This window comes from Streptomyces sp. NPDC051569 (genome assembly GCF_044454085.1).
Taxonomy (GTDB): domain Bacteria; phylum Actinomycetota; class Actinomycetes; order Streptomycetales; family Streptomycetaceae; genus Streptomyces.
Window position 1 is genome coordinate 14499 of the sequence record NZ_JBITDJ010000031.1, and the last position, 14279, is coordinate 28777.

Here is a 14279-nt window from a genome sequence, read left to right on the forward strand (position 1 = left end):
CCGTCAGTCCTCCGGCCCTGCGGGCTCGCCGTCGGCGGGCAGGCCGAGCAGTTCGCGCAGCAGCCGCTCGTCGTCCGGGGAGAGCGCGGTCACGAAGCGGGCCAGTACGGCCTCACGGTCCGTCTCCCGGTCCAGTACCTTGCGCATCCGCAGGGCTGCCAGCCCCGCCTCGTCCGAGGCGGCGCGCCATTCGAAGGAGCGTCCCGCCCGCTCGCGGGTGACCGCCCGCTTGGCCTGGAGCCTGGTCAGGATGGTCATCACCGTCGTGTACGCGAGATCTCCGCCGAGCCGGCCTTGCACCCAGGCGGCCGTGACGGGCCCGGGCGCCTGCCGGAGCGCGGCGAGCACCTGGGCCTCCAGCTCGCCCTGGCCGCGCCGGCGGGGACGCTCGTCAGGACCGTCGCAGCCCTGACCGCCGTACTCCCTCACGATGTCTCCCTCCAGCAGCGCCGCCTCACCAGGGGGCAAGCCGTACATGCTACTGAGCCCACAGGTCCGCCGCCGCCGGGGATGCGGCAGGGGGGCGACAGGGCGCGGCGGAAACGCGGCAGGGGCACAGGACGCGGGCCGCGCGTCCTGTGCCCCTTGCGGAGATCCGTGCCCCTGGTGCGGGGGCGTTCCGCCGGTTTCAGCCGTGGCTGGGCGCCGTGTCGGGCGTTCCGGCCGCGGTCACGTCCGCGGCGGTCGCGTCCGTGCCGGTCGGTCCCAGGGGCGCGGCGGACCCGGAGGGGGGCGTGGGCCCACCGAGGAAACGCTTGGCCAGGGGTTCCGTCCAGCGGGCGGCCAGCGGGCCGATGATCACGAGGATGAGGACGTATGCGGTGGCCAGCGGGCCGATCCGCGGCTCCACGGCGACCGCCAGTCCGGCGATGACGATGGAGAATTCGCCGCGCGCCACGAGCGTGCCGCCGGTGCGCCAGCGGCCCGCCTTCCCGACTCCGGCACGCCGTGCCGCGTAGTAGCCGGTGCCGATCTTCGTCGCGGTGGTGATCAGCGCCAGGATCAGGGCCGGGACCAGCACCGGCGGAATCGCGCCCGGGTCGGTGTTCAGCCCGAAGAAGACGAAGAAGACGGCGGCGAACAGGTCCCGCATCGGGGACAGGAGTCTGTGCGCGCCTTCGGCGACCTCACCCGAGAGCGCGATGCCGACCAGGAACGCGCCGACGGCGGCGGAGACCTGGAGCTGCTGGGCGACACCCGCGACCAGCACGGTGAGACCGAGGACGACCAGGAGCAGCATCTCCGGGTTGTCGGAGGAGACCGCGCGGCTGATCAGCCGGCCGTGGCGCAGGGCCAGGTAGAGCACGGCGCCCACGGTGCCGAGGGAGATCAGCAGGGTGATACTGCCGCCGGCGATGCTCAGCCCGGCGAGGAGGGCTGTGAGCAGGGGCAGATAGACGGCCATGGCGAGGTCTTCGATGACCAGGACGCCCAGGATGACCGGTGTTTCGCGGTTGCCGAGTCTGCCCAGGTCGCCGAGGACCTTCGCGATGACACCGGAGGAGGAGATCCAGGTCACACCTGCCAGCGCGACCGCGCCGACCGGTCCCCAGCCGAGGACCAGCGCGGCGACGGCGCCCGGCACGGCGTTCAGCAGGAAGTCGACGATGCCGGAGGGGTACTGGGTCTTGAGGTTGGTGACCAGTTCGGAGGCGCTGTACTCAAGGCCCAGCAGGAGCAACAGCAGGATGACGCCGATCTCGGCGCCGGTGGCGACGAACTCCTCGCTCGCGTCGAGCGGCAGCAGACCGCCGTGGCCGAAGGCGAGCCCGGCGAGCAGGTAGATCGGGATCGGGGAGAACCCCACGCGGCCGGCCAGCCGGCCGAGTATGCCCAGGCCCAGGATGATGGCGCCGAGTTCGATGAGCAGTGCTGTGGTTTCGTGCACGGGCCTATCCTCCGGAGATCAGGTCGGCGACGGCGTCCACGCCCTCCCGGGTCCCGACGACGACGAGGGTGTCCCCGATCGCGAGGCGGAAGTCCGGGGTGGGCGAGGGCACGGCGTCCGTGCGGCGCAGGACGGCCACGATGGAGGCGCCGGTGCGCGAGCGCGCATGGGTGGCACCGAGTGTCCTGCCCGCGTAGGGGGACCTCTTGGTGATCGGGATGTGCTCGGTGACCAGGTCGATCTCCAGGTGCTGCTGGAGATGCGCGACCGGGTCCGGCGTCAGGAGCTTGGAGAGGGCGGTGGCCTCGTACGGGGCGAGGGAGGCCGCGTCCGCGCAGTTGTCGTCGTCCTCCGGGTCGTGGAAGGCGATGATGCGCCGCCCGTCCTGGTGCACGACGAGGGACAGGTGCTTGCCCGCCTCGGTGTTCAGGTCGTAACGGGTACCGACCCCGGGGAGGGCGGTTTTGCTGACATGAGCTGTGGGCTCCATCGGAAACGCTCCATGGCGGCGTGCTGAGACGGTGGGTGGACAGCGGCGCCGGGTCCGGCACCGGATTGGATGTTTAAACGACCTCCGAACAGGAATTCTGCATCATTCGTCCCGGTAACCCGCAGGGTGGGCATCTCGGCGGGAGTCCACGGCTCTCCGGTTGGGCAGAGAAGTGGGTGGCGCTGGGACCGGCACGCCGTGCCGCATACCCCCGTACGGGACCGGCACCGGACCCGTACGGGGGTATGCGGCACGGGGCAGCGGACAGCACCGCGCACGGCACCGCACAGGACACCGCATCCCTACGAGCGGAACGAGGCGAGGCATGAACCCGAGCACCGACTGGGAGTTCACGGACGACCGCGGCCACCTGACCACGGCGGGCCACCACCCGATCCGGGTGGTGGCCTACATACAGGCGGGCGCGACGCTGTGGGACCACGGTCTGCGTCCAATGGGAGTCTTCGGTTCACACCATGACGGCGACACTCCCGACCCGGCGAAGGGTGGCGATCTGCCCCTCGCCGATCTGCGTTCCTTCGGCGCGGGCAGCGCGCTGGACCTGGACGCCCTCTTCGCGGCCGAGCCGGATCTGGTCGTCGCCGTCAGTTACGGCGGCGGACAGATGTACGGCATCGACCCGGGCGCGGCCGCATACCTGGAGGAGCGGGTGCCGGTGGTCGTCCTCGACGTGGGGAAGGACCGCCCGCTGGACGTCATCAGAGACCGGTTCACCGCCCTGGCCCGCTCGCTGCGCACGCCGTTCGAGCCCGCGATGGCGGACCTGGCGCGCGCGGAGGCCCGGCTGCGCGCGCTGACGGCGCCGCCCGGCGGCCCCCGGGTGCTGGCGCTGTCGGCCGCCGGTGCGGAGACGGCGTATCTGGCCCGGCCGCTGACCTGGCCCGATCTGAAGGTGCTCGCCGGGCTGGGGGTGGAGCTGATCGACCCTGACGAGGGCTCGGGGGGCAACTGGCGCACGGTCGGCTGGGCCGAGGCCGCCGCGCTGGAGCCGGACATCGTGCTCGCCGATGTGCGGGCGAACGCGGCGACGCCCGAAGAGCTGCGGGACAGCGAGCCCTGGCGTGCCATCGAGGCGCGGGCGCGGCTGGTGCCGTGGAACCCGGAGGCCCCGTCCAGCCATCGCGCGCACGCCGCGTTCCTCCACACGGTCGCGGACGCGGTGGAGAACACGGCCGAGAACACGGTCGCGGACGCGGGATAGGCGGCTGCCGCGCGCACCGCGGAGCCGCTCAGCGTCCACCTCGGCTCGCCCTCCGCGTCCCCGCCGCCGACGTCTGCTCCGCCTCGGTCTCAGCCGCTGTCCGGTTCGAACTCGCACCAGACCGCCTTGCCGTCCCCCCTCGGCTCGACCCCCCAGCGCGTGGCCACGGCGTCCACCAGCATCAGCCCTCGTCCTGAGGTCGCCGATTCGCCGGGAGTGCGGCGGCGGGGCCACACGCTGGAGCGGTCCTTGACCCAGAGCCGTACGCGCCGCACCGGCTCGGGGATGACCTCCAGCGTGAGCACCGCGCCGGCCTCGGTGTGCAGGAGGACGTTCACCAGCAGCTCGCCGGCGGCCAGCTCCACATCGTCCACGAGTTCGGCCAGGTCCCAGTCCTTCAGCGCCTGGCGCAGCACGGCGCGGGTCTCCACGAGGTCTTCGGGGTCGGCCTGGTGGACGTACTGGTGCACGCGGGGCGCGTAGTCCGTCCCCGGATCGGGCCGGCGGCGGAACACCAGCAGGGCCACGTCGTCGCCGGTACCCCAGCGCTCCCATAGGCGGTCCGAGAGGTGGTCGGCGAGCGCACTCGCGCGCTGGGGCCCGTTCCGTACGGTCGCGGCGAGCGCGTCCATCCCGGCGGAGATGTCGGCTCCGGGCTCCTCGACCAGTCCGTCGGTGCAGAGCACCAGGGTCTCCCCCGGTACGAGGTCCAGCAGGGTTTCCGGGAAATCCTCCTGCCCGAACGCGGACGCGTATCCGAGCGGGAGTCCGCCGCGCAGGTGGGGCCAGGAGGCTCTGCCGTCGGTGTGCCGGACGAGTGGTCCGAGATGCCCGGCGCGGACGGCGCGTATCTCTCCGGTGCCCAGGTCGACCTGGGCGTAGGTGCAGGTGGCGAAGCGCTCGGTGTCGAGTTCGGCGAGGAAGCGCGAGGCGCGCGCCAGTACGGTCGCGGGGGCGTGGCCCTCGCCGGCGAAGGCGCGCAGGGCGATGCGCAGCTGGCCCATGATGGCGGCGGCGTGGGTGTCGTGTCCCTGGACGTCGCCGACGACGATGCCGACCCGGTCGCGGGGCAGCGCGATGACGTCGTACCAGTCGCCGCCGACCTCTCGGCCGTTCCACGCCGCGTGGTAGCGCACCGCGATCTCCGCGCCCGGGAACTCGGGGATGTCGCGGGGCAGCATGGAGGCCTGCAGACCGGTGGCGAACTCGCGGTCCTGGTCGAAGAGGATGGCACGCTGCAGGGCCTGGGCGACGATGCCTGCCAGGCCGAGGCAGACATTGCGGTCCTGGGCCGAGAAGTCCCGGGGTTCCCGGTAGAAGAGCCCGAGGCCGCCGACGGAGCGGGCCTGGGCGACCAGCGGAAGGTAGGCCGCCGACGCGAAGTCGAGGTGCGGGACGTACGGACCGATCAGGGGATAGCGTTCGGCGAGTTCCGCCATGGAGGCGACGAAGCGCGGCTGCTGGTTGCGGACCGCGTCGCCGAGCGGCAGGGAGCCGTCCATCCGGTGCAGCTGGAGGTCGTCGAGTACGTGCATGGTGTCACCGGCGAGCACGATGAGCCGCAGGGCGCCGCCCTCCACCAGACCGAGGACCAGCCCGTCCGCGCCGAAGCGTTCGAGCCCACCCGCTCCCCTCAGCACCGCGGTGACGTCGTCCACGGTGACGGCTCCGGCCAGGGCCTCGGTGGTGCCCTGGACGAGGGAGGTCAGCCGGCGGCGGCCCGCCTCGGCGGGGCTGACGACACTGAACTCGGTGAGCTCCGCCGTCGCGTTGCGCACGATGCCGACGACGCGGTACGGGTTCCCCCGCTCGTCGCGCAGGATGCGACCGCGCACATGGGTCCACTGCCGACCGCCGCCACGGCGGGTCAGCTGGAAGTACGAGCCGTAGGACGGGCGGCCGCTGCGAACGGCCGCGTCGACCACCGCGTCCAGCCGTACGGCCTCCTCGGGGGAGATCCGCGAGCCGAGGGACTCCGCCCGGCCGTCGTACTCGCCGGGCGCCAGATCGAACACGGCGAGCCCGGCCGGGTCGAGTTCGAGTGTTCCGCTCTCCACGTCCCAGTCGAAGCTGCCCATGCGGTTGAGGGCGAGCTTTTCGTGCGTGCTGATCGGTGGCCGGTCCCGGTTCCCCTCACGTCCTGCCATGCGCCCGCTCCGGATGTGGGCCGGGATCCCGGTCGGGACGGCCGGGATCGGCGTGGTCCGTGACCCGGCCTCCGCCTCCGGCGGTCCGCTGTTCACGGCGTGCGTCCTCTCGCTGATCACAGAGATCGAACGAATGAATCCTACCTTTTGGTAGGAAGTACCGCATTTTGACGAACCGCTCTTGGCTTCGGGGCCGGATTCCGGGGTCGGGTTCCGGGGTCGGGTTCCCGGGGTCGGATTCCCGAGCCGGATTCCCGCCGGAGGCTCAGCAGGCGAGGACCGCCTGGACGGTCTTACCCGCGCCCGGTCCGCCGAGCACGGCGAACCGGTAGGAGAGCTCGCGGACCATCGCGATCCCCCTGCCGCTCTCGGCCAGCGCGTCCGGCGGACGCAGCTGCGGCCGTACCGGGCTGCTGTCGTGGACCTCGACGGTGACCTGCCCCCGGCCGACACTCAGTTGAAGCCGGCAGCCGCTGTGCCCGTGGCGCGTGGCATTGGTGACCAGTTCCGAGACGATGAGCCTGGCGTCGTCCACCTGATCCGCGGAAACCCTCTCGCCGCACCCGTGGCTGAGGTAGGCGGTCGTCAGATGCCGGGCCCAGCGGGCGGAGGTCTCCGACTGCGGCAGGATGTACATGGCGCGCGCGGCACGCCGTCGGCCCTGCCCGGACGCACGCATGACGTTCACTTCCCTTCGTCAGGGACCGGCGCCTGCCCCGAACAGGGCGCCGTCGGCGGATTCGCGCCGCGGCCGGTCCGTATCTCTGCGGGTGCCCTGTTGCGCGATCGCCAATCATGTGCATGCTCAGCCCCGCCGCCGCGCGCCCGCTGCCCGCTCGGTGCACCACGAGCGCGACCGCGACCGGAACGGCGGGATGCCTGCGGTGCGGATCATCACGGCACATCCCCCAACCTCGTCTTGTCATGCACCTGGACACGGCGAGGGGGGCGTGCTGTTATGCCAACCGAAGCTTTTTCAACGTTGTACAGCCTGGTTCGGCACGGATGGGAGTCCCCGATCATGCTCGACCGACGACGTTTCCTGCACACCGGCGCACTCGCACTCGGCGGCGCCGGCCTCCTCGGTCCTCTCGCGCCGCCGGCCGCCGCCGAGGTCCGGGCGAGCGCCTCCGTACCCGCGCCCGCCGGTCCCGCGCCCGGCCCCGGGACCGGCGGCTGGTACACGCCGAACGCCGCACCCCTCGCCCCCGCCGCCTTCCAGAAGCTGCCCCTGGGCAGCGTCACCGCCCGCGGCTGGCTCGCCGGCCAGCTGCGGCTGCTCCAGGACGGCCTGTTCGGCCGCTACGCCGAGATCTCGCACTTCCTGCGGTTCGACGACTCGGGCTGGGTCCATCCGGAGAAGGCCGGCTGGGAGGAGGTCACGTACTGGCTGCGCGGATACGTCGAGCTCGCCGCCCTCACCGGCGACGCGAGCGCCCTCGCGGCCGGCCGCCGCTGGATCGACGCGATCCTCGCCACCCAGCAGCCCGACGGCTTCTTCGGCCCCACCCGGCTCCGCACCGCCCTCAATGGCGGACCCGACTTCTGGCCCTATCTCCCGCTGCTCCAGGCGCTGCGGTCGCACGAGGAGTTCACCGGCGACCAGCGGATCATGCCCTTCCTGGTGCCCTTCCTGCGCTACATGAACGCGCAGGGACCCGGCGCGTTCAACTCCAGCTGGGTGTCGAAGCGTTGGGGGGACGGACTGGACATCGTCTTCTGGGTCCACAACCGCACCGGCGAGTCGTTCCTCCTCGACCTCGCGGACACCATGCACACGCACGGCGCGAACTGGGTCGACAGCTTCCCCGACCTCCACAACGTCAACGTCGCGCAGGGCTTCCGCGAGCCCGCCCAGTACGCGCTGCGCTCGGGCTCCGCCGATCTGACCCAGGCCACCTACCGCGCCTACGCGAGCGTCATGGGCGCGTACGGGCAGTTCCCCGGCGGTGGTTTCGCCGGGGACGAGAACGCCCGCCCCGGCTTCGGCGGGCCCCGGCAGGGCTTCGAGACCTGCGGCATCGTCGAGTTCATGGCCAGCCATGAACTGCTCACGCGCATCACCGGCGATCCGGTATGGGCCGACCGCTGCGAGGAACTGGCCTTCAACATGCTGCCGGCCGCCACCGATCCGGGCGGCAGAGGCGTCCACTACATCACCGCCGCGAACAGCGTCGACCTCGACAACACCCCCAAGACGCAAGGGCAGTTCCAGAACGGCTTCGCCATGCAGTCGTTCCAGCCGGGGGTCGACCAGTACCGCTGCTGTCCGCACAACTACGGCATGGGCTGGCCGTACTTCACCGGGGAACTGTGGCTCGCCACCCCCGACAACGGGCTGGCGGCCGCGATGTACGCGGCGAGCCAGGTGCGCGCGAAAGTCGCCGACGGTACGGAGATCACCGTCACCGAGGACACCGACTATCCCTTCAAGGAGACGGTGACCCTCACCGTCTCGACGCCGCGTGCGCTCCGGTTCCCGCTGTATCTGCGGATCCCCGGCTGGTGCTCCGGGCCGGAGCTGGCGGTCAACGGAGAGCGGGCGGCCGCCCCGGCCGGCCCCTCCTTCGCCACGGTCGACCGCGTCTGGAACGACGGGGACCGGGTGACCCTGCGGCTGCCCCAGCGCACCACCGTACTGACGTGGGACGCCGACCACCGCGCCGTCAGCATCGACCACGGCCCGCTGACCTACTCCTTGCGGATCGGGGAGCGCTACGAGCGGTACGCGGGGACCGACGACTTCCCCGAGCTCGCCGTACACCCGGCCGGGCCGTGGAACTACGGTCTCGCCCCCGACCCGGCGGCGGATCTGGAATTCTCGGCGGACACCGGACCGCTGACCGCCGATCCCTTCACCCAGGAGGGCAGCCCGGTCCGGATCACCGTACCGGCGCGCCGCATCCCGGAATGGATCGCGGATGACCAGCAGGTGGTCGCTCCCCTCCAGGACGGCCCCGCCCGCAGCACCGCCGCGCTGGAGCGGGTGACGCTGATCCCGATGGGCGCGGCGCGGCTCCGGATCACCGCCTTCCCGACCGCGGACCCCGGTGGCCGGCCGTGGACACCGGAGCCCCCGTACCGCCGTATCCAGAACAAGCACAGCGGGAAGGTGCTGGCCGTGGACGGGATGTCTCTGGCCGACAGCGCGCGGGTGGTGCAGTTCACCAGCACGGGTACGGCCGACCACGCCTGGCAGCTGGCCGACGCGGGCGGCGGCTGGTACCTGATCCGGAACGGGAACAGCGGCAAGGTACTGGGGGTCGACGGGATGTCCACCGCCGACAGCGCCCAGGTCGTGCAATTCACCGACAACGGCACCGATGACCATCTGTGGCAGCTGGTGGACAGCGGCGACGGCTGGTACCGCGTCCGCAACAAGCACAGCGGCAAGGTACTGGGCGTCGACGGGATGTCCACCGCCGACAGCGCCCAGGTCGTGCAATTCACCGACAACGGCACGGACGACCATCTGTGGAAGCCGCTCTGACCGGGGGCCCTGGAGGCGCGCCGACCGCCGGGTCCGTGGAGGAGCGCCGGCGCCTCGGGAAGCGACCGGCGCCGTAGGAGGACGCCAGGGCCGTACCGCTGTGCACGCGTACGCGATAGCAACGCTACGGCCCGGTTGATAGCATCCTTCCATGACCACGCGCGCGCGCATTCTGGAGGTGGCCGCCGATCTGCTGGCGAAGTCGCCGAACGGCGACATCTCCACGCGGGCGGTCTGCGAGGGCGCTCAGGTCGGCGCGCCGGCGCTCTACCGGCAGTTCGGCGACAAGGAAGGGCTGCTCTCCGCTGTCGTGGACCGCGGCTTCGACACCTATCTGGAGACCAAGCGGTCGCACGAGCCGGGGGCCGACCCGATCGAGGATCTGCGCGAGGGCTGGGACAGTCACGTCGCGTTCGCGGTGGCGAATCGGAATCTGTACCGGCTGATGAACTCGCCGGCGATGCGCAAGCCGCCCGCCTCGGCCGTGGAGTCCCATCAGATCCTCACCCGCGATCTGGAGCGGGCGGCGGCGCGGGGAAAGCTGCGGATCTCCCCCGACCTCGCCGCCCAGATGGTCATGGCGGCCAATATCGGCGTGGCGCTGACGCTCGCCGCCCGCCCGGCCGCCGCGGGCGACGGCGACGTGTCACGGCGGGTGCGGGACGCGGTGCACGCGGCGGTCTTCACCCCAGAGGCGATGTACGGCACGGCCGGGGCGGTCGACACGGTGACGTCCGGCGGTCCCGGCGAGGAGACTCCGGCGGCCGCGGCCCGTCTGGGGGCGCTGCTGCGGCGGTCGCCGACGACGGCGCTGAGCGCGGCCGAGGGCGCGCTGCTGACCGAATGGCTGGAGCGGGTGTCGGACGCGCCGGGGGCCGCGGCCTCCTCGTAACCGCGGGCTCGGCCGGCTCCGGTGACAGCACGCGGGGCCCCGGCGACGGCACGCCGGCGCGGCGGTGCCGGGAACGGTACGCCGGGCCCCGGCGGTCAGATGATGCCGCCGTTGATCCGCAGGATCTGACCGTTGACCCAGCGCGCGGGACCGGCCAGGAAGGCGACGACCTCGGCGATGTCCTCCGGGGTACCCAGGCGCTCCAGCGGCGGCTGGGCCGCCATCCGGGCGATGGTCTCCTCGTCCTTGCCGTCCAGGAACAGGGCGGTGGCGGTCGGCCCCGGTGCCACCGCGTTCACGGTGATGTCCCGTCCGCGCATCTCACGGGCCAGGATCAGGGTCATCGCCTCGACCGCGCCCTTGGTGGCGGCGTAGGCGGAATAGCCGGGGAGGGCGAGGGCGAGCACGGAGGAGGAGAAGTTGATGATGGCGCCGCCGTCGCGGAGCCGGCGGGCAGCCTGCTGGTCGACGACGAAGGTGCCGCGGATGTTGGTGCGGTGCATCCGGTCGAGGGCGTCCAGGTCGGTGTCGACCAGCGGCGCGAGGGTCATGGTGCCCGCGGCGTGGACGACCACGTCGACTCCGCCGTACGTCTCCGTGGCGGTGTCGAAGACGGCGGCGACGGCCGTCTCGTCGGCCACGTCCGCCTGGGCCGCGATGGCCTGGCCTCCGGCGGCGCTGATGGCCTCGACGGCGGCGTCGGCCTCCGCCTTGTTCCCCGCGTAGACGACGACCACCGCGAATCCGTCGGCCGCCAGCCGTTCGGCGCTCTGCCGGCCGATGCCCCGGGAGCCGCCCGTGACGATGGCGACCCGGCGTCCGGCGGTCGTGTTCTCCGTGCTGCTCGGCGTCATGCCCTTGCTCCGTTCCGGTGAGGGCGCTCTCCGCACCCGTTGGAGCAACGCTAACATAATAGCGTTAGCGCTGATACCCCGCCCGTGCAGCGGCGCTCCACCTCTCGCGTTCGCCGTCGAATCCTGAAGTGAATCCTGAAGCGATCCTTACCCAAGAGGCCGGACATATCAGGACGAAAGCCGCGTCGCGTCGATTATTTGTTGTTCGCCGTCGAACGGCGAACGCCCGACTCGTGCACAAGTCTTGACGCGTACGAAACACGGGAGAAGCATCTGCCCTGCCGAGAGAGCGCTCTCCGGTTTCTTTCCCGCTCCGCCTGCCCGCTGTCTGATGACTCAGGAGACCTGCCCATGCACGCTCCTCCGCTCGCTTCACGGACGTTCAGGAGATCCTCGCCGGCCCGCCGGCGAGGACTGGCCGCTTCGGTCGCGGCCACTCTGATCGCCTCCCTGCTGCTGCTCATCCCCAGCACCACAGCTCAGGCCGCACCCACCCTGCTCTCCCAGGGCAAGCCGGTCACCGCCTCCAGCCAGGAGAACGTCGGCACCCCCGCCACCGGCGCGGTCGACGGTGACAACGGGACGCGCTGGTCGAGCGCCGCGTCCGACCCGCAGTGGATCCAGGTCGACCTCGGCTCGACCCAGGCGGTCAGCCAGATCGTCCTGCGCTGGGAAGCGGCGTACGCGAAGGCGTACAAGATCGAGTTCTCCACCAACGGCACCAGCTGGACGTCCGCGTACTCCACCACGACGGGCCCCGGCGGCAACGAGACACTCAACGTCTCGGGCAGCGCACGCTACGTCCGGCTGACGGGCACGACCCGGGCCACCCAGTACGGCTACTCGCTCTGGGAGTTCCAGGTCTACGGCGGCACCACGGGCGGCGGCAGCGGTCCGATCCAGGGCGGTGGCGACCTCGGTCCCAACGTGCTGGTCTTCGACCCGTCGACGCCCAACATCCAGGGCACCCTGGACACGATCTTCCGGCAGCAGGAGTCGGCCCAGTTCGGCTCCGGCCGCTACCAGCTCCTGTTCAAGCCGGGCACGTACAACAACATCAATGCCAACCTCGGCTTCTACACCTCGATCTCGGGTCTCGGTCTCTCGCCCGACGACACCACGTTCAACGGTGATGTGACCGTGGACGCGGGCTGGTTCAACGGAAACGCCACCCAGAACTTCTGGCGCTCCGCCGAGAACCTGGCGCTCAACCCGGTGAGCGGCACCGACCGGTGGGCCGTCGCGCAGGCCGCGCCGTTCCGTCGCATGCACGTCAAGGGCGGGCTCAACCTGGCGCCCAACGGCTACGGCTGGGCCAGTGGCGGGTACATCGCCGACAGCAAGATCGACGGCACCGTGGGGCCGTACTCCCAGCAGCAGTGGTACACCCGCGACAGCTCGGTGGGCGGCTGGACCAACGGCGTCTGGAACATGGTGTTCTCAGGTGTGCAGGGTGCTCCGGCGCAGGGCTTCCCGGCCCAGCCGTACACCACGCTCGACACCACCCCGGTCTCGCGGGAGAAGCCGTTCCTCTACCTGGACGGCGCCAACTACAAGGTGTTCGTGCCCGCCAAGCGCACCAACGCGCGCGGCACCAGCTGGGGCAACGGCGCACCGCAGGGCGACTCCATCTCGCTGGACCAGTTCTACGTCGTCAAGCCGGGCGCGACCGCGTCGACCATCAACGCGGCTCTGGCGCAGGGGCTCAACCTGCTGTTCACACCGGGCATTTACCACGTCGACCAGTCGATCAACGTGACCCGTGCGAACACGGTCGTCCTCGGCCTGGGCCTCGCCACGATCGTCCCGGACAACGGCGTCACCGCGATGAAGGTCTCCGACGTGGACGGGGTGAAGCTCGCCGGATTCCTGATCGACGCCGGCACCGTGAACTCCAACACCCTGCTGGAGGTCGGTCCCTCGGGAGCGACCGCGAGCCACGCCGCCAACCCGACCACGGTCCAGGACGTCTTCGTCCGGATCGGCGGCGCGGGCGCCGGCAAGGCCACCACCAGCATGGTGATCAACAGCAAGGACACCATCATCGACCACACCTGGCTGTGGCGCGCGGACCACGGGGCCGGTATCGGCTGGGACACCAACCGGGCCGACTACGGTCTGAAGGTCAATGGTGCCAATGTGCTGGCCACCGGCCTCTTCGTCGAACACTTCAACAAGTACGACGTGCAGTGGTCCGGTGAGAACGGCAAGACGATCTTCTTCCAGAACGAGAAGGCGTACGACGCACCGAACCAGGCGTCGGTCCAGAACGGCTCCGTCAAGGGATTCGCCGCGTACAAGGTCGACGACTCCGTCAACACCCACGAGGGCTGGGGTCTGGGCAGCTACTGCAACTTCACCTCGGACCCGACGATCCAGCAGGACCACGGCTTCGAGGTACCGGTCAAGTCGGGGGTGAAGTTCCACGACCTGCTGGTCGTGTCCCTCGGCGGGATGGGCCAGTACAACCACGTGATCAACAACACCGGCTCACCCACCTCGGGCACCTCCACGGTCCCGTCGAACGTGACCTCCTTCCCGTAGTCCGCCACCCGTAGTCCGCGACCCGTAGTCCGCGACCCGTAGTCCGCGACCGGCGGCCCGTCGGCCGCCGTCCGGGGTCCGCGAACCGCATGGAGCGCAGGGCCCGGCCTCGTATCGAGGCCGGGCCCATGCGTCGTGCGGACGGCCCGGGTGACCCGGGCAACCCGATCGGCTTAATTATTCATACGATCAGACCGTTAAAACTGCCATGAATGGCGATATTAACGACTTCTGCACAGACTCAGCGGCATGTCGGGCAAGCGCAGCGCGGGGCTCCTCCTGTACCGGGTCACGGACACCGGTGCCGACGTGCTGCTCGGACACATGGGCGGGCCGTTCTGGTCGGGCCGCCACCGCGCCGCCTGGTCGATCCCCAAAGGGGAGTACGGCTCCGAGGAGCGGCCGGAAGCCGCCGCACGCCGTGAGTTCCAGGAAGAGCTGGGCCTGCCGGCGCCCGGGGGGCCGTGGACGCCGCTCGGCGAATCGCTCCAGCGGGGCGGCAAGACGGTCACCGTCTGGGCCGTAGAAGCCGATCTGGATCCCGCGCGGGCCGTGCCCGGGACTTTCACCATGGAGTGGCCGAAGGGCTCGGGGGTCCAGCGCGAGTTCCCCGAACTGGACCGGGTCAACTGGTTCCCGCTGGAGGACGCGGCGGAACCGCTGGTGGCCGGGCAACGGATCTTCCTGGAGCGGCTGAACGGGCTCATACGGACGGATCGCCGTCCGACTCAGCCCGGTCGCTAGCGAGGACA

The 14279-nt window shown here is 71.1% G+C and carries 11 protein-coding genes; 5 read left to right on the plus strand and 6 right to left on the minus strand.

Annotation, left to right across the window (positions count from 1 at the left end; all coding sequences use genetic code 11):
• Positions 1-3: 3 nt before the first annotated feature.
• From ACIBAE_RS27985 to ACIBAE_RS27995, 3 genes are all read right to left on the minus strand, one after another.
• Complete coding sequence (locus ACIBAE_RS27985; protein WP_399290728.1) at positions 4-429, minus strand: BlaI/MecI/CopY family transcriptional regulator; 426 nt, start codon at positions 427-429, stop codon at positions 4-6.
• A 199-nt stretch (positions 430-628) separates the two neighbouring features.
• Positions 629-1888, minus strand: coding sequence for a cation:proton antiporter (locus ACIBAE_RS27990; RefSeq protein ID WP_399290654.1), 1260 nt, complete (start codon positions 1886-1888; stop codon positions 629-631).
• A 4-nt stretch (positions 1889-1892) separates the two neighbouring features.
• Positions 1893-2378: a cation:proton antiporter regulatory subunit gene (locus tag ACIBAE_RS27995; protein WP_399290657.1), complete on the minus strand. Its 486-nt coding sequence runs from the start codon at positions 2376-2378 to the stop codon at positions 1893-1895.
• A gap of 325 nt (positions 2379-2703) precedes the next feature.
• Here ACIBAE_RS27995 and ACIBAE_RS28000 point away from each other — a divergent pair, with 325 nt between their 5' ends.
• Positions 2704-3600, plus strand: coding sequence for an ABC transporter substrate-binding protein (locus ACIBAE_RS28000; RefSeq protein ID WP_399290660.1), 897 nt, complete (start codon positions 2704-2706; stop codon positions 3598-3600).
• Between the two features lie 89 nt (positions 3601-3689).
• Here the strand turns inward: ACIBAE_RS28000 and ACIBAE_RS28005 are convergent, their stop codons facing one another.
• Both ACIBAE_RS28005 and ACIBAE_RS28010 read right to left on the minus strand, forming a co-directional pair.
• Entirely contained in the window at positions 3690-5747 is a 2058-nt protein-coding gene (locus ACIBAE_RS28005; protein ID WP_399290662.1) for a SpoIIE family protein phosphatase, read from the minus strand.
• Positions 5748-6012: 265 nt separating this feature from the next.
• Positions 6013-6426, minus strand: a complete 414-nt coding sequence (locus ACIBAE_RS28010) for an ATP-binding protein (protein WP_399290665.1) — start codon at positions 6424-6426, stop codon at positions 6013-6015.
• A gap of 342 nt (positions 6427-6768) precedes the next feature.
• Here ACIBAE_RS28010 and ACIBAE_RS28015 point away from each other — a divergent pair, with 342 nt between their 5' ends.
• Positions 6769-9237: an RICIN domain-containing protein gene (locus ACIBAE_RS28015; RefSeq protein WP_399290668.1), complete on the plus strand. Its 2469-nt coding sequence runs from the start codon at positions 6769-6771 to the stop codon at positions 9235-9237.
• Positions 9238-9388: 151 nt separating this feature from the next.
• Positions 9389-10129: a TetR/AcrR family transcriptional regulator gene (locus tag ACIBAE_RS28020; RefSeq protein WP_399290671.1), complete on the plus strand. Its 741-nt coding sequence runs from the start codon at positions 9389-9391 to the stop codon at positions 10127-10129.
• A gap of 95 nt (positions 10130-10224) precedes the next feature.
• Here the strand turns inward: ACIBAE_RS28020 and ACIBAE_RS28025 are convergent, their stop codons facing one another.
• A complete protein-coding gene (locus ACIBAE_RS28025) occupies positions 10225-10983 on the minus strand; it encodes an SDR family oxidoreductase (RefSeq protein ID WP_399290673.1) in 759 nt (252 codons plus the stop codon).
• Positions 10984-11334: 351 nt separating this feature from the next.
• On the opposite strand from ACIBAE_RS28025, the gene ACIBAE_RS28030 reads away from it, so the two are divergent.
• Entirely contained in the window at positions 11335-13527 is a 2193-nt protein-coding gene (locus ACIBAE_RS28030) for a discoidin domain-containing protein (protein ID WP_399290675.1), read from the plus strand.
• Positions 13528-13776: 249 nt separating this feature from the next.
• Entirely contained in the window at positions 13777-14271 is a 495-nt protein-coding gene (locus ACIBAE_RS28035) for an NUDIX domain-containing protein (RefSeq protein WP_399290678.1), read from the plus strand.
• The last annotated feature ends 8 nt before the right edge of the window (positions 14272-14279 follow it).